The sequence below is a fragment of the Nocardia sp. NPDC001965 genome (assembly GCF_053594175.1).
Map to the genome: position 1 here is coordinate 835,702 of NZ_JBSFDZ010000001.1, position 15,444 is coordinate 851,145.

General features: G+C 69.8%; 13 protein-coding genes. 10 read left to right on the forward strand and 3 right to left on the reverse strand.

Going from position 1 to position 15,444, the window contains the following annotated elements; genetic code table 11:
• Positions 1 to 28: 28 nt before the first annotated feature.
• The 4 genes from ACWCPQ_RS03820 to ACWCPQ_RS03835 all read left to right on the forward strand — a co-directional run bounded on the left by ACWCPQ_RS03820 (position 29) and on the right by ACWCPQ_RS03835 (position 5,958).
• Positions 29 to 1,330, forward strand: a complete 1,302-nt coding sequence (locus ACWCPQ_RS03820) for a YbfB/YjiJ family MFS transporter (RefSeq protein ID WP_449894306.1) — start codon at positions 29 to 31, stop codon at positions 1,328 to 1,330.
• A gap of 51 nt (positions 1,331 to 1,381) precedes the next feature.
• Positions 1,382 to 1,657 carry a DUF2283 domain-containing protein gene (locus ACWCPQ_RS03825; protein WP_449894308.1) on the forward strand — a complete coding sequence of 92 codons (276 nt, stop codon included), beginning with the start codon at positions 1,382 to 1,384 and terminating at the stop codon, positions 1,655 to 1,657.
• A gap of 146 nt (positions 1,658 to 1,803) precedes the next feature.
• On the forward strand, positions 1,804 to 4,368 hold the full coding sequence (locus tag ACWCPQ_RS03830; RefSeq protein WP_449894311.1) for a helix-turn-helix transcriptional regulator: 2,565 nt from the start codon (positions 1,804 to 1,806) through the stop codon (positions 4,366 to 4,368).
• 351 nt (positions 4,369 to 4,719) lie between these two features.
• On the forward strand, positions 4,720 to 5,958 hold the full coding sequence (locus tag ACWCPQ_RS03835) for a cytochrome P450 (RefSeq protein ID WP_449894313.1): 1,239 nt from the start codon (positions 4,720 to 4,722) through the stop codon (positions 5,956 to 5,958).
• Positions 5,959 to 6,025: 67 nt separating this feature from the next.
• On the opposite strand, the gene ACWCPQ_RS03840 is transcribed toward ACWCPQ_RS03835, so the two are convergent.
• Together ACWCPQ_RS03840 and ACWCPQ_RS03845 are read right to left on the reverse strand one after the other, a co-directional pair.
• Complete coding sequence (locus ACWCPQ_RS03840; protein WP_449894316.1) at positions 6,026 to 7,246, reverse strand: styrene monooxygenase/indole monooxygenase family protein; 1,221 nt, start codon at positions 7,244 to 7,246, stop codon at positions 6,026 to 6,028.
• Positions 7,247 to 7,467: 221 nt separating this feature from the next.
• Entirely contained in the window at positions 7,468 to 9,477 is a 2,010-nt protein-coding gene (locus ACWCPQ_RS03845) for a hypothetical protein (RefSeq protein ID WP_449894318.1), read from the reverse strand.
• 160 nt (positions 9,478 to 9,637) lie between these two features.
• Here ACWCPQ_RS03845 and ACWCPQ_RS03850 point away from each other — a divergent pair, with 160 nt between their 5' ends.
• The 3 genes from ACWCPQ_RS03850 (at position 9,638) to ACWCPQ_RS03860 (ending at position 11,310) form a co-directional block, all read left to right on the forward strand.
• Entirely contained in the window at positions 9,638 to 9,922 is a 285-nt protein-coding gene (locus ACWCPQ_RS03850; RefSeq protein ID WP_449894320.1) for an OB-fold domain-containing protein, read from the forward strand.
• Positions 9,912 to 10,340, forward strand: coding sequence for a hypothetical protein (locus tag ACWCPQ_RS03855; RefSeq protein ID WP_449894321.1), 429 nt, complete (start codon positions 9,912 to 9,914; stop codon positions 10,338 to 10,340). Before ACWCPQ_RS03850 ends, ACWCPQ_RS03855 begins: the two co-directional genes overlap by 11 nt.
• 451 nt (positions 10,341 to 10,791) lie before the next feature.
• The gene (locus ACWCPQ_RS03860; protein ID WP_449894323.1) at positions 10,792 to 11,310 is read left to right on the forward strand and encodes a DinB family protein; all 519 of its coding nucleotides are present in this window, start codon (positions 10,792 to 10,794) and stop codon (positions 11,308 to 11,310) included.
• 75 nt (positions 11,311 to 11,385) lie between these two features.
• On the opposite strand, the gene ACWCPQ_RS03865 is transcribed toward ACWCPQ_RS03860, so the two are convergent.
• Positions 11,386 to 11,865 carry a hypothetical protein gene (locus ACWCPQ_RS03865; RefSeq protein WP_449894325.1) on the reverse strand — a complete coding sequence of 160 codons (480 nt, stop codon included), beginning with the start codon at positions 11,863 to 11,865 and terminating at the stop codon, positions 11,386 to 11,388.
• A gap of 189 nt (positions 11,866 to 12,054) precedes the next feature.
• On the opposite strand from ACWCPQ_RS03865, the gene ACWCPQ_RS03870 reads away from it, so the two are divergent.
• From ACWCPQ_RS03870 to ACWCPQ_RS03880, 3 genes are all read left to right on the forward strand, one after another.
• The gene (locus ACWCPQ_RS03870) at positions 12,055 to 12,342 is read left to right on the forward strand and encodes a MerR family transcriptional regulator (RefSeq protein WP_449894327.1); all 288 of its coding nucleotides are present in this window, start codon (positions 12,055 to 12,057) and stop codon (positions 12,340 to 12,342) included.
• A gap of 460 nt (positions 12,343 to 12,802) precedes the next feature.
• Positions 12,803 to 14,323 (forward strand): phytoene desaturase family protein, encoded by a 1,521-nt coding sequence (gene crtI / locus ACWCPQ_RS03875; RefSeq protein ID WP_449894329.1) that lies wholly within the window; start codon positions 12,803 to 12,805, stop codon positions 14,321 to 14,323.
• Positions 14,320 to 15,282 (forward strand): phytoene/squalene synthase family protein, encoded by a 963-nt coding sequence (locus ACWCPQ_RS03880; RefSeq protein WP_449894331.1) that lies wholly within the window; start codon positions 14,320 to 14,322, stop codon positions 15,280 to 15,282. Before crtI ends, ACWCPQ_RS03880 begins: the two co-directional genes overlap by 4 nt.
• The last annotated feature ends 162 nt before the right edge of the window (positions 15,283 to 15,444 follow it).

Genomic DNA, 15,444 nt, shown 5'->3' on the forward strand with positions numbered 1-15,444 from the left:
GCCCCGGGCGGGCCGTAGGGTGGCGGCCATGACCGATCCGCGAACTCCGGCCCGCGGCCGCCGGCCCGGACTGCGGGGCCCGGCGGTGGGCGTGGCCGCCGCCGCGGGCCTGGCCGCGGCGATGGGGGTCGGCCGCTTCGTGTTCACTCCGCTGCTCCCGATCATGACCGGTTCGGCCGGGATCACGACCGGCGACGGTGCGGTGATCGCGACCGGCAACTACGCCGGCTACCTGGCCGGAGCGCTGTTGCTGTCCCGTCGGCCGCAGTGGAGCGGGCGCTCGATGTTCGTCGTCTGGTCGGTGCTGCTGGTCGCCAGTGAAGCCGCGATGGCCACAACTGCCCAGGTCGGCGTCCAGACAGCGCTGCGATTCGTCGCCGGCGCGGCCAGCGCGGCGATCTTCATCGCCTGTGCCGCCACTGTCGCGCACCACCGCGGCGAGGGCGCTTCGTCCGGCGTCGCGTTCGCCGGCGTCGGCGCGGGAATCGCGGTCACCGGTATCTACACGGTGCTCGCCGCACCCCATCTGTCCTGGCAGGGCCTCTGGCTGGGTTCGGCAGTGCTCACCGCGTTGCTGCTGATACCTGCCCTGCTGCTCGATATCCGTGCCGAACCCGGCACCACCGACACCGACCCGACCGCCGGACCGGACGCGGCAGCACGGCGCGCGTGGCAATTGCTGCTCGGGTCGTACTTCGCCGAAGGCGTCGGCTACATCATCGTGGGAACTTTTCTGGTGGCGGCCGTCGCCGGCAGCGGCAGTTCCACCGCCGGGGCGCTGGTCTGGACGCTCGTCGGGGTCTGCGCGATGCCGGCGACCGTGGCCTGGCACCGGGTCGCGCGCAGATTCGGCACCGGACCGAGCCTCGTCGCGACCCTCGGGTTGCAGGCCACCGGCACCGCGGTCGCCGCGGCCTCGGGCAGTATCGCCGCCGCGGTGGTCGCCGCGGCGACCTTCGGCGCCACCTTCCTGGCCGTGGTGGTCCTGACTCTCGATTTCGCGCGCCGACTGCACGTGACGCGCGCCGCGGCGAAACTGACGGCCGGGTACGCGGTCGGCCAGGTGGCGGGTCCGCTGATCGTCATCCCGGTCATCGGCACCGACTTCGGCACCGCCTTCACGATCGCCGCACTGATCATCGCGTTCTCGGCGGCACTGGCGGCCGCGGCCGCCCGCACAGAACGCCGCCGAGGGACCGGACCGCCGTCCCCGGGAACAGCATCTTTTCCGCGCCCGGCCCGGGTTCGAAGCGAATCCGCCACCGCGGGCGACGCCCGGACCGCTACCGCGGACCCGTCTCCATTGCACCGGCGCAGCAACGCTCGGTAGCGTGGCTCCGGTAGGTCTCACGAATACCGGAGCCGACCCGGGGGGATACCAGTGACCGGAACACCGCGGCACTCGTTCATCGAGGAATTGACCTGGGACAGGCGGGCCGACGCCGCCTATCTCTCCATGGCGACGGACCTGCCCGGTCCACGCCGTGCGGTATCGACGCTGCCGGTCCAGAACAAGGACGGCGAAACGGTGGCCGCACTGGATTTCGCTTCGGACGGCACCCTGTTGGGGGTCGAATTGCTGGATGCCGCCGCACAGTTGACAGCGGCGATGAAATCGGCTGCGCTCGATATCACAGACGGCCACCCGATGTCCTGACGCGCGAGCCGCCCGGAGGCGGAGCATCCGCCGGGCGATCCGGCACACCGCCGCCGGTCCGGAGCACGGTCGGATCGGCCCGCGAGTGGGTGGACTCCGCACCGACATCGATCGGCCCGTCCCCCGGTCCATTACGCTACCGAGTTGTGTCGGCAGGGCGAACTTCGGTCCACGGATTGCCACCCGCGGCTGCCAGTGATTTCGTGGGCCGCGACCGGGAACTACAGCGAATCGGAATGGCATTGCTGGGCGGGACCCGCCTGGTGACGTTGATCGGCGCGGGCGGTATCGGAAAGACCCGGCTCGCGACCGAGGCCGTCCAGCGGTTCCACCGGGCGCGGCGGACCCCGGTGCACTGGGTGCGGCTCGCGTTGCTGTCCCGGGGTGCGGATGCGACGGCGGTAGAGGAACAGGTCGCCGGCTCGGTGATCGAGGCCGATTTCTCCGGACGGTCGGCGTGGGACGCGGTGCTCGGCACGCTGCGCCGCCGCGACGCCGCCGGCCGGGATATGCAGACGATCCTGGTCATGGACAACTGCGAACATGTGCTCGCCGGCGCGGGCTCGGTGATCGCCGATCTCCTCGACGCGGCGCCCGGACTCACCGTGCTGGCCACCAGCCGCGAGGCGATCGGGTGGGTGGACGAGCAGTTGGTGCCGGTGCCCGCGCTGTCGGGTGAGCAGGCGCTGGCGCTGTTCCGCGCCCGCGCCGATCTCGTCGGGCACACCCTCACCGAAAGCGAGAGCGAGCCGGCGGCCACGATCTGCCGGCATGTGCACAACCACCCGCTCTACATCCGGCTGGCGGCCGCGCGACTGTCGCGTCAACCGCTGCCGATGATCCTGCGCGACCTCAGCGGTGCCGACGGCGACCGGCGGTTGCAGTGGCAGAACGGGCCCAGGGTCGGCGCGGACGCGCGCCACCAGGGGATTCGCGATGTCATCGCCTGGTCCTACGATCTCTGCCGCGATAAGGAGCGGCTGTTGTTCGACCGGCTGTCGGTGTTCGCGGCCGGGTACGACGTCGACCCCGACAGCGCCGACGCGGCGGGGCAGGACGTCGGCGCCGAACTCGAGGCCATCGAAGCGGTCTGCGCCGACGACTCGGACCGGGCGGGCGGATTGGCCCGGTCCGAGATCGAAGGCCTACTGGAGCGGCTGGTGGATCAGTCGCTGGTTTCGATCCATCTGACGGTGACCACCGTGCGCTATTCGCTGGCCGAAACCATTCGTCTTTTCGCCCAGCAGCGCCTGGCCGAACACGGCGCCGAGGCGGACCGGCTGGCACGCAGGCACCGCCGCTACTACCGCGACAAGGTGGTCGCGGCCCGAGCCGGTTGGTTCGGGCCCGACGAGCAGGCACTCCTCGATTGGGCTCGGGCGGCCTGGGACAACCTGCTCAATGCCATGGAGGGCAGTATCGCCACACCGGGCGAGGCGGCGGTCGGACTGGAGATCGCCGCCGGGCTGATCGCCCTGCGCATTCCGTTCTTCACCGGATCGCTGCGGGAACCGCGCCGCTGGGCCGAGCGCGCACTCGCGGCCAGCCGGGACCTCGACCCGCAGCCGGTAGCGCTGCAGGTGGTGGCCATGTCGCTCATCGCCTGGATCAGCATGTGTCAGGGGATGCACCGCGACGCCGAACGAATGCTCGACGACTGCGTGGCCTGCTGCGTACCCGATGCCGCAACCCGATCGAACTGGCGCGACGAACCGGACCGGGACTTCGGGCTGCCCGCCGCGGTCGAATTCGCCCGGGGTACCGAGCTGATGCTGGTCCGCCGCGATGCCCGCGCGACAGCCGTCCTGGCCCGGGCGCGAGCGCGATTCGCCGCTGACGGCGACGAGGGCGGCGCCGCGATGAGCGAGCTGTTCGAGGCACTGGCCGCCGCGTTCCTGGGCACGGCGGAACAAGCAATGGACACGTGCCGCCGCCACCTCCGCAACGCGGAACGCTCCGGGGCGGGCTGGGCCGCTTCCTGGGCGGGGCTGGCCTGGGCGATCGCGTCGAGCAGGCACGGCGACCCGCACGAGGCGCTTGCGGTGGGACGGACGACGCTGTCGAACCAGCTCGCGATGCGCGACCGGTGGGGCGCGGTATGGGCCGTACACATCCAGGCGTGGACGCTGGCCCGACTGGTCGATGCCGCGGGCGACGAGCAGTCCGCGGCCGTGGCGGGCCGGGCACGCGATATCGCGCGCCTGCTCGGCGGTGGGGCCACTCTCCGCGACGGGCTCGGTGTGGATATCGACCATCTCGGTCCGTTCGCCACCGAAACCGAGTTCGCCGCGGATACCGCACGGAAAGTGTTGAGCGACGACGCTTTCGCGGAGGCGGAGCGGGAAGGCGCGTTACTACGGCCGGAGCTGGCCGAAGTGGCGCAGCTGGCACTGGGGAAGCTGTCGATGGACCGGCTGCCCGTCGAGCATCCGGTCCGGCGCAGCCGTCCCTCACCGTGGCAGCGATTGTCGGCCGCCGAACAGGATGTCGCCGTACTGGCCGCGGCCGGGTGGACCAATACGGCCATCGCCGCCCGGCGCGGTAGCTCCTACAAGACCGTCGACGCCCAGATGGCCGCTGTACTACACAAATTGATGATCGGTTCCCGGGACGAGATCCGCTCTCTCGTCCCGCCCGACCGGCAGGCCCAGCTGAGCGAGGAAGCCGCCCGCCGCCCGCGGCGCGGCCGGTCGGACCCGCGTTCGCACTGACTGTCCGACAGCAGGCTCCCGGCACCGGCCGGACGCGCATGCTCTCGGCCACCGGGCCGGTGCCCGCCCGGCCGATACCGTACATCGGCCCCTCGCAACGGCTCCCGTTTCGGCGGCACCGGTGCGGAGCCGGCCATTGCGCCGGGCTCGACGGCCGCGAACTTCCGGAGTGTGCGAACGGTGGATGTCCGCTGCCCGATCGACAGCCGTTTCGCGGGAGAGCGCCACCGGTGGCGCGCCTCTACCGATGCCGTCGGTCTACCTACTGGGCGATCCTTGGTCCGCCTGTCGATGCTCACCGGCCGCGGGCATATCCGATACCGACATAGTCCTTCGCTGGAGCCGTCCACTGTGCCCATACCTACACCCGCCGTCGGCCGCCGTGTCTCACCCGCCGATACCGACGCGCCCCGTGTTCGGCTGTACACCCCGGAGTTCGCCGCCGATCCACACGGTGCCTACCGATCGATGCGCGCCAGGTTCGGTTCCCTGGTACCGGTCGAACTGGCGCCCGGCGTACCCGCGACCCTGGTGGTCGGATATCGCGCGGCGCTGCGGATCCTCAACGACCCCGAACGTTTTCCCGCCGACCCGCGGGCGTGGCAGCGTGATATTCCGGCCGACTGCCCGGTGCTGCCCGTCCTGGAGTGGCGGCCGAGTGCCATCCGCAGTGCGGGCGCGGATCATACCCGGTACCGCAGGGTCAACACCGCCGGTATCGACGGCGTCGACCTGCATGCGCTGCACACCACCGTCGGGCGGATCGCGGTCCCGTTGATCGATGCGTTCTGCGCTACCGGCGGCGCCGATCTCGTCACCCAGTACGCCTTTCCCCTGGCGTTCGAATCGGTCAACGCGATGCTGGGCTGCCCACCCGAAATCGGCAGCAAGGTCGCGGAAGCCACCCAGGCGGTGTTCGACGGCGTGGACGCCGAACGCGGAAATCGCCTGCTCAGCGCAGCCGTCCTCGAACTGGTCGACCTCAAGCGCGACGAACCGGGCGACGACATCACCTCGCGGATCCTGGCCCACCCCGCCGAACTCGATCAATCGGAACTGATCCATCAGATCGTCATTCTCTACGGTGCCGGAATCGAGCCACTGCAGAACCTGATCGTCAACACCCTGGTGCTGATCCTCACCGACGAACGGTTCGGCGGCAACCTCCTCGGCGGCGCGCTGTCCACCCGGGACGCGTTGGACGAGGTGCTGTTCGAAGACCCGCCGATGGCGAATTTCAGCGTCACCTACCCGCGGCAGCCGATCCTGATCGACGGTGTCTGGCTGCCCGCGCACCAGCCGGTGGTGATCAGTCTCGCCGGCTGCAACAACGACCCCGCGATCAGCAGCGGCGACCACACCGGCAATCGATCCCACCTGGCGTGGGGCGCGGGCCCGCACGCCTGCCCGGCCAAATCGGCGGCGTACCTGATCGCCCAAGGCGCGATCGATCAACTACTGGATGCCCTGCCCGACCTGCGGCCCGCCGTGCCCATCGACGAACTCGTCTGGCGCCCCGGCCCTTTCCACCGGGCGCTGGCCGAACTTCCCGTGGCATTCCCACCGACACCGCCACAGTCCCGGACCTGATCGCCGCATCTCCCGGATCCGCTCGGCGGCCAACGGTCCCACACCCCGCCGGCCGCCGGATCCGGGGTCAGCGGACCTGTTGACGGGCGTTCTCGCCGAGTGCGGCGAGGCGGGCCATATCGGCCGGCCGGGCGAAGGTGTCGGCGAAGGCGTTCGCGAGCGTGGGATCGCCCTGTGCCGCCAGCATGAGCTGCTGCATCTCGGGCGGCGGAGCGAGGACAGCCGCGGTCCAGCGGGCCGCGGGATGGGCTGTCCCGGCGAGCCAGGGCGCCGCGGCCGAATCCATCCAGGCCCGGTCGAACGGCCCCTGCGGGCGGGCCGATATCGCGGCAGCATAGGCCGCCGCGCAGTGGGCGGCGCTGTTGGCGCCCTGAGCCCCACCGGGATCCATCCGGCACACCACATCACCACCGCCGAGGACCGGCCGGCCGGAGGGCAGAGTCCCCACCGGACGCCGCACCCTGGGGGTCACGGCACCGATCGCACTGGCGCCACCGTCGGTCGGTTCGGCCGCGCGATAGCGGTCGGCGAGGTCGGCGGGTAGCACCGATCCGAGCAGGCGGACGGCCCGCCGCAACCGTTCGTCCGGCGAGTCCTGCGCGGTGAAGACGTCCAGCGGACCGCCGGGCAGGGCTTCGATCAGCAGCATCTCGCAACGACGTTCCTGACCGGGCGCGCCGGTCAGGCCGGGATAGGAGATGATCTCGCCGAGTCCGGGCAGCGATACATAGGTACCGAGATCGTCCGGATCGGCCGTGACGCCGTCCAGGTAGAAAACCGCCAGCTGCCGAGCGGGCCCCGCCGACGCCGGCCAGCCGGTGTCGACCGGAAAGTACGCTGCCTGTTCCGCGGTGGCCCGCGTGATCACGGTCAGATCGGCACGGGTGGCCCGGTGCTCCAGTTCGGCCGTCGAGAGTTCGGCGATCTCCAGCTCCCCGCCGGCGTCCACATAGTCGGTGAGCCAGCGCGCGAAAACGGTGCGCTGGTCCACGCTCTGCGCCGGCCGGCCGAACCGGCCGGTCCAGGCCAGGACCCGCTGCCCCTCCATCACCATGGCCAGCCGGATGCCCCGAATCTCGGGCGCCCGGGTCCGCCAATGCCCCAGTCCCGCAGCCTCCTCCAGATCGAGCGTGGGCGCGAACTTCACCTGGGTACTGGTCACTGTCCCGTTCAGAACCGTCGCGGCGTCCCGCGCGGCGCTCAGGGTGACCGGCAGACCCGCACGCAACAGCCGATGCGCCAGCGGCAGCCCGCATTCACCGGCCCCCAGAATCCGAATGGTTTCCATATACAGCCTCATCCTCCTCGCCTGATCCGATGATGTGATCGTCGGCGAATAGGTAGGGCCGGCACATCGGTATCGACTACAGATGTAGCGCCGGATCGCGATCGGGAGTGCGGATCACCGCTGTCCGGCCGACTACGACCGATCCGGGCCGGTGGCAGCGGCGTCGTGCCGGCGGACCGCAGCGGCCGCCCGGCAGCCCACTCCGGCCCGTTCCGCCCTGCTCACGCCTCGACCCCCTGGCGTTCCCGATAACGCTCTTCGAAGCTCGCCACGAAAGTGGTCGGGGCCACCGACGACGACGAATGCTCGAGCACTCCGTCGTCGGCGATGTAGAACACCGCTCGGCCGATGGCGATCTCACCGCGCGGCACCGGTACGTACACCATCCAGCCGCAGCTGAACCGATCCGCCACGAGCTGGTCCAGCGGGTAGCCGGTGGTATCCAGACCGCGGCCTTCGATATAGCTGCGCACCCGGAAAACAGCCTCGCCTTCCGGCATCCGCTGCGGCTGCGTCGCAACGACCCCGGCGAGGGAGAACTGGTACATGGCCCCATCGATATCGAAACGGGTCTCATCGTCGAAAAGACCCATCACGGTCTCTCGGGTCACCACACCGGCCTCCGCGGCCGACACCAGCGCCGTCGCGGCCGCTCGGTGCTCCGCGGCCGGCGAGCGCGCGACCAACCCGGCGACCATATCGATCACCGTGCCCGCCGTCCACACCCCGGGAACCGCGGTGGAACAATCGGCCGCGTCCGGCGACTCACCGCGATACCAGCGACCGGATTCCCACCAGTACACGAAAGACAGCAACCCGGTCGACGCACGCGGATTCAGCACCGGGTTCGCTACCCAATCAGGCGCCCCCGCATAGAAATTCGGCAACTCGGCGCCGTCGTTGTAGAAGGCATCCAGATCGGGCGAATCCCACACTCCACCCGACAGCACAGCGCGGTCACCGGGCAGCGAATACATGGTCGAGCCACCACGACGGGAGCTCTCGAACCAGCCCAGCGAAGGCAGCACCCGGGGACCCCATTCGGATCGAACCGCCACGAAAGCGGCCGCGATACATGCCCAGCGGGCCCACATCACCGGAAAGTCCGGGAACTGGTTCTCCGCCAGCACGGGCCACACCTCGCCCATCCGGTCGGCCCGCGCCCCACTCGCCGCCTCCTGCGGGGTGCGGGACAGACGATTTTCGTGGCCGACATACGCCGCCAGCCAGACCGGCAACGCATCGCGCGGATATTCCGCCAGGTCCGCGCGGTAGGCATCGGGCTCGAACAACTGGCCTTCCGGAAACGGCTCGTCACCGAAATCGTATTCGACCTCCAGCTCGCCTGCGGTATCGAGCTCCACCAGCAGCCGCCACCACGGCTCACCATCCGACTCCGCTACCAGCGCACGATGTCGCGATACCAATTCCAGTACCGGCGCAGTCGGCTCCTCCCGTATCGAACGCTCGCCGTCGAAATACACCACCTCGGCGAAACCGCTCGTGGTGGTCAGCGCGAATACGGCGTTCAGCCGAAGCCACCCGGCCGGCCCGGCCCGGCCCAGCAATTCGGCGATCCGACGTGCCAGCGTCCGGTCCGGGCTCGCCTCGACGCCATCGAACGCCTCGCCGGCGCGGGGCGACGGATCATCGGCAGGAGGACTCCCGGGCACAGGAGCCGGCCGGAGATCCGATTCGGCAGCCGATTGCTCTTCTCGCTCTCCGGGGCCGTCCGGAGGATTTCTGTTCTGATCGCTCACTGTCCGCTTTCGCCGGTCGCCCGCAAGAGTCCTCCTGCGAAAATAGTCCAGTTCGGTGCCGGAGTCACAGCTCCCATGAGTGAGAATCGGATCGTCCCGATCCCGCCGCCGACCGGCAAGAGCGCTCGGCAGTGCCGCCGACGGATGCGGTTCGGGTCCGCCGCCCGGACTTCCGCATTCGATCTTGTCGTATCGACCAGGCAGAACCCGCGGATATCCGCGGTCCCGGGCGCATCGCCACCGGCAATCGTTGCCCGCTCCCACACCGGACAGGCCGACGACCGGCATTTTTCCAGGTGAGAAGGCCGAAGAGCACTGATCACCGAGTCGGGCACGGGCTGCCGCGGCCGGGCGACCGCACGTCGTCATCGGATGGAAACAGGTATGTCGTGGGTCATTCTGCCGTCGCAATGTAACCCCGGACACAGCCACTGTGGTGCAACCGAGTAACCGTTTTCGCGAGGTCTGCATGTATCCACCCGATCATCCGGAAGGTACCGCCGGCGTCAGTGGCGGTACCCCGCACTGCACCGGAAGCACGCTGATGATCCGCCGGTGTCGGCGATGCGATCGATTGTTCGCACCGCTGACCATCGAGTGTTCATCGTGCGCGTCCGACTGTCTCGACTGGGTGCCGTCGTCCGGCGCCGGTTCGATCCTGTCGTGGCGGGTGGTGGACCGGACCGGTGCCGACGGCCGGCCGGCGACGATCACGATCGCGATCGTCGAACTCGACGAAGGTCCGTGGGTCTACACCTCCCTCGAGGGCGAAGTCCCCGCGGCCCGCTGCCACCCGGTGCGGGTGCAGTTCCAGCCGACGCCCCGCGAGGACAGATTTCCGGTCTTCACTGTCGGCACCGAGTCCGAGTTCACGGGAAACCGGTGCGGGACGGGTAGCGGTGCCGATGAGTACTGAACGGACGACCATCCCCGCGCCGGGTCCGATGGACGGGGAGACCACCGACGCCGCCTCCTGGGTCCGCGCCTCGTTGGACCGATGCCGTGTTCTGGAAACCCGCAGATCACTCGACCCGGGTACGAAACCTGTGCTCGTCTTCGCTATCCGATGGGCTCCTTTCGGGGGTGCCACCGCCGAGGACCTGTTCCTGAATTTCGGGGTCGGACGGCAGCGGTTCCTGCAGCTGGTGCGGAAGGCACTGAGCGCCCGGAGCACGGACGATCCGCGCACACGTCATCTGAAGAAACAGCTCCTGCTGACCCTGGCCTGGGCCTGGCGAGCCGGCCCGGACATCTCGGACCTCCCTGACCTCCCGTCCACCGACGTCGGTACGCACCGAGTCCCACCTCGCCCGCAGGGTTGCCGTCGTTCGTGACCCCGTGGCCGGTGATCGATCTCCGTGCCGTCGATCAGGGTGTTCGGGATCGGTCCGCGATCCGCGCTGCTGACGGGTGTCACCCGAAGGCGACGACCCGGCGTCCCACGACATCGCCACACCCCAGGGCCTCCAGGTTCTCGTGGATGCCGGCCGGATGCCGTGGAAGACCAGTCACACCCCGACCGAATGCCGCCGCCGAACCGATCGGCAGCGGCATTCGGGAATCTGTGACACAGTGCCTATATCCGACCGTTCCGGTCCGCGGTGTCGACGATCCGGCTCCGCCACACGCACCGCGCAGTCTGCGCCGGGCGAAGCGCCTGTTCCAGGGCTTACCGATCGAATCCGCCGTCCACTCACCGGGATCGACGCCGCCCCTGCGCCCATATCGCTGACGGTGCGGCCGGACCATACCCTCGCCCCCCGCGAAAGAATGGAGTGAAAGCCCATGACTACCGACCGAATCACCGACGGCACCGAGCGAGCGCTCATCGAGAACATGCTCGACCGCAACCGCGAAGCGCTCGTCGCGACCGTGCGCGGCCTGTCGGAGGCCGATGCGCGCCGTCGCCTCGTCGCCTCGCTGACCTCGCCGATCTCGTTGATCAAACATGCCGCTGCCGCGGAACGGATCTGGTTCCAGCGGTTCTGGGCAGGGCTCGACGAAGCCGAATGCGACGGCTACTCGAATCGCGACGAGGGCACTTTTGCCGTGGCCGACGACGAGTCGCTCGCCGAGGTGATCGACGAGTTCGAGCGCGCCGGCCGGCTGTCGCGTGAGATCGCCGCCCGTTTCGATCTCGACGACACGAAGGACAACCCCAGGGAGGGGACGGTGAGTATGCGATGGACACTGCTCGCCATGATCGAGGAGTTCGCCCGGCACGCCGGTCACGGCGACATACTCCGCGAACAGATCGATCGGCCCGCACCTCGGCAGCCCGCTGGGTGGAACGCTCACGGTTGATCTCACCGGACACTTCTACTGGTGCATCGATTTTGCATCAATAGGCGCGTAGTGGGGGCATCGCAGACGGAAGTTTCAGCTCGGCCGACAACCGCCGCACAGCGCCGTCGCAACTATCGGCACCGCGATCGAGAACGAGGAGACCGTCATGTTCCGATTCGCCGCCCCACACACACTAGGACTGTTCGCGGTGGCGGGTGCGGCGTCACTGTGGGCGGTTGCCGGAGGCCCGGCCGCCCACCCCGGGCCACCCGCATCGTGCCAGGCACTCGGTGCGGTGTCCGTACAGAACAGCGAGGGAGGCACCAGCTGCTCGGCGAACAGCGCGGCCGCGGCCAACGGCCTGGACGGCAGGGCCACCGCCGGCGCCGCACCCACCAGCCCGTCCCTGGCCACCGCCCAGAACCGTGGCACCGCCGCGTCGGCCTCGCAGTTCCTGTCCGGTCCGGCCGCGATCGCCGCGGGCCCGGATGCGCAGACCACCGTCATCGGCGCCCGGCCGGGGCTGTCCATCGGGATCGCGGGACCCGGCGCGACGGTGACGGTGACCGGCACCTCCACCCCCCGCCTGCACCGGTGGCCCCGGCTTCGCCGGAGACTTCCAGACCCTGCAGGGCTGCGTATCCACAGGCTGAGCGCCGAACGCGGGAAAGGTGGACAAGGCCGTGGACGAGACCGACCCGGCCGGAGATCCGGAGGCCGGGTTCACCGTCGGCACGGTGGCCCCGGGCGCTCGGGATCCGGGTGGCAACTCTGCGCAGTTGGAATCAGAGCTACGGACCGAGACCCTCGCACCACGATCGGGGTGAGCATCGGTACGACACACCCAGCGACGTGGCGGCGCTGGGGCGGATGATCGATCTGGTGCGCGCCGGGGTCTCCCCCGCCGCAGCGGCGAAAGCCGCTCGCTCGGCCGCGCATCCGACACCTGCGCTCGGGGATACGAGTCCCACCCTGGCGCCGCCGACCGGCTCGACGCCGCCGAACTGCCGGCGATCGTCAGCGCGCACATCGCGCACTTCGCCGTGGTGAGCACATGGAATCAGCTGTGCCGTCCGGTGTTCGCCGATGTCGTCGACCGGCAGTCCCACGAGCTGGGGCCGGTCGAGGTCGAACACGTCCTGTCCCGGGCTGTCACCACGGCCCTGCACCGGGCGGTGCCGCCGATCCGCTACACCGGCGGGAGCGCTGGCCGCCGCCATCGCCAGGCAGCCACGCAAACCGGCGGTCGTGCCGTGGTCGCAGACGGAGCGCACGCATCACCGGCCCCGATCCCGGCCGGCAGCCGGGCCCCGGCGAGGTCGCTGCCGGCCGGCGCACGACCGTGTGTTCCCGGAGCCGTCCGGGTCGATTCACTCGAGGATGCGCTCGGCCGGATCGTCCAAGCAGTGCACAGTTGCCGAATCGCATCGTTACTGCATCGAAGAAGGTTTAGAGTGGGTGATGTGACGTACGACACTGAACGAAAAGCGATTCCAGAAGGAGGCAGGCCATGCGTCGCGTCGAAGGCCGATGTGACCACGTCGTGGTGATCGGCGCGGGCCTCGCCGGACTGTCGGCCGCGATGCATCTGGCGGGACGCGGTCTCACGGTGACCGTTGTCGAGCGCGGTCCGGTCCCGGGCGGCCGCGCCGCCCGCGCCGACATCGGTGACTACCGTCTCGATCTGGGACCGACGGTGCTGACCATGCCCGACCTCATCGACGAGGTGTTCGCCGCCGCCGGCGCGAACACCGACGACCATCTACGTCTGGTCCCGATCGACCCCGCTTATCGCGCCCATTTCGCCGACGGCCGCGAACTCGACCTCCACACCGGTCCCGAGCCGATGGTCGAGGCGATCACCGATTTCGCCGGCGCCCGCGAGGCCGACGGATATCTGAAATTGCGGAAGTGGCTGATCCGCCTCTACCGCACCGAATTCGATCGATTCGTCGCCACGAACATCGATTCACCGATATCACTGGTGACTCCAGCAGCCGGGCGCCTGGTGACCGAAGGCGGTCTGCGCCGCTGGGACCGGGCCGTCGCCGATCATCTGCACGACCCGGATGTCCGCAGGCTGTTCACTTTCCAGTCCCTGTACGCCGGAGTATCGCCGCAGCACGCGCTGGCCGCCTACGCCGTGATCGCGTATATGGACACCGTCGGCGGCGTATTCTTCCCCCTCGGCGGAATGCGCGCGTTACCCGATGCGCTCGCCGCAGCCGCGACCGCGGCGGGCGTCAACTTCCACTACCGCACCACCGCCGCGTCGACCCGGCGATCGGGATCCCGGATCACGGCGGTGACCACGGCCGACAGCCGTGATATCGATTGCGACGCGGTCGTCGTCACCACCGAACTGCACGATGCCTACGAGCTGATCGGCCGCCGCCCACACCGCCCGCAACGCCACATTGCGGCGCCCTCGGCCGTCGTAGTGCACCTCAGCAGCGACCCCGCCCCGGAGCTGGCACACCATTCGCTGTTGTTCGGCCACGCCTGGCGGCAGACCTTCGACGACGTCCTCACCCGCGGCCGGCCCATGCAGGACCCGTCGCTGCTCCTCACCCGCCCCACCGCCACCGATAGCTCGCTGGCACCGCGCGGACGCGACCTGCTGTCGATCCTCGCCCCGGCACCGAACCTGGCCCGAGCGCGGATCGACTGGGACCGGCTCGGGCCCGCCTACGCCGACGAACTCCTCGCCACCGTGAACCGCCGTCTGCCCGCACCCCTGACCGGCGTGGACATCTTGCGTGTGACGACCCCGGCAGATTGGGCACGCCAGGGATTGCTCGCGGGCAGCCCGTTCGCACTGGCGCACACGGTGTCCCAGACCGGGCCGCTGCGGCCCGCGAACATGATCCGCGGGGTGGACAACGCGGTCCTGGCCGGCGGTTCGACCGTACCCGGCGTCGGCATACCGCCGGTCCTGATCTCGGGGCGGCTGGCCGCCGACCGAATCACCGGCACGCCCACCGTCCGCCGGATACCGGCGGCGGCACAGGCGGGAGGAATGCGTTCATGATCAGCAGCGAACTCGACGCCGCTGCCGTCACCGATCCACGATTGCGCGCGGCCTACCGGCGCTGCCGCGACCTGAACGCACTACACGGCCGGACCTTCTTCCTCGCCACCCGGCTGCTCGCACCGGCACAACGCCCCGCGGTCCACGCGCTCTACGGATTCGCCCGGTGGGCCGACGACATCGTCGACCTGCCCGACCCCACCGGCGACACTCCGGCAATGCGCCTGGACACCCTGGCCCGACACCTCTTCGACGACCTCGGCGCTCCCGGGGAAGGAGATCCGGTCGTCGCCGCGGTGCGCCACACCGCCACGCGCTACGGCCTGGACCACACTCTGTTCCAGGCGTTTCTGGACTCGATGCGCATGGACCTCACCGTCACCGACTATCCCGACCGCACAGCACTGGACCGCTACACCTACGGTTCGGCCGAGGTGATCGGCCTGCAGGTGCTGCCAGTTCTGGGCACCGTCGTGCCCCGCGAGCAGGCCGCCCCGTTCGCGGCCGCGCTCGGCAAGGCGTTCCAGCTCACCAACTTTCTGCGCGACGTAGCCGAAGACCTGGATCGCGGACGGGTCTACCTACCGGCCGACGAACTCGCCGCCGCCGGAGTGGACCGGGACCGGCTGCAATGGTGCCGGGACAGCCGCCGCACCGATCTTCGGGTGCGGTCCGCGCTGGCGGCACAGCACGCCGTCGCCCGCAATTGGTATGCGCGAGCGCGGCCCGGAATCGAACTGCTGCATCCGGTCTCGCGGCCCTGCGTGGCCACCGCTTCGGCGCTCTACGGCGAGATCCTCGACCGGATCGAGGAATGCGACTTCGCCGTATTCGCCCAACGGACCGGCGTCGGCCGGATCCGCCGGGTACGTGTCGCCGCACCCGCGTTCGCCCAGGCGCTGTGGGCGCGCCGCAACAACCGGATCGATCCCCACGCCGCAGCTCCGGCCTCGCCGTGAGCCGGCCCGGTAGCCGGATACCGGCGGGACCGGGACGAGCCCCGGACAACTGCGCGGCGGGCTCGGCCCGGCAGCGGCCGTGTCGCGGCGGTTCCGGTTCGGGATGTGTCACAGTCATCACCGGGCCGACCTTCCCGGTGATGACAAACCCCCGGTCACACG

Excerpts from the sequence above, each read along its gene's own strand:
- ACWCPQ_RS03820 (WP_449894306.1), top strand. The coding sequence starts at position 29 with ATGACCGATCCGCGAACTCCGGCCCGCGGCCGCCGGCCCGGACTGCGG.
- ACWCPQ_RS03840 (WP_449894316.1), bottom strand. The coding sequence starts at position 7,246 with ATGGAAACCATTCGGATTCTGGGGGCCGGTGAATGCGGGCTGCCGCTG.
- ACWCPQ_RS03845 (WP_449894318.1), bottom strand. The coding sequence starts at position 9,477 with ATGCAGACCTCGCGAAAACGGTTACTCGGTTGCACCACAGTGGCTGTG.
- ACWCPQ_RS03855 (WP_449894321.1), top strand. The coding sequence starts at position 9,912 with ATGAGTACTGAACGGACGACCATCCCCGCGCCGGGTCCGATGGACGGG.
- ACWCPQ_RS03860 (WP_449894323.1), top strand. The coding sequence starts at position 10,792 with ATGACTACCGACCGAATCACCGACGGCACCGAGCGAGCGCTCATCGAG.
- crtI (WP_449894329.1), top strand. The coding sequence starts at position 12,803 with ATGCGTCGCGTCGAAGGCCGATGTGACCACGTCGTGGTGATCGGCGCG.
- ACWCPQ_RS03880 (WP_449894331.1), top strand. The coding sequence starts at position 14,320 with ATGATCAGCAGCGAACTCGACGCCGCTGCCGTCACCGATCCACGATTG.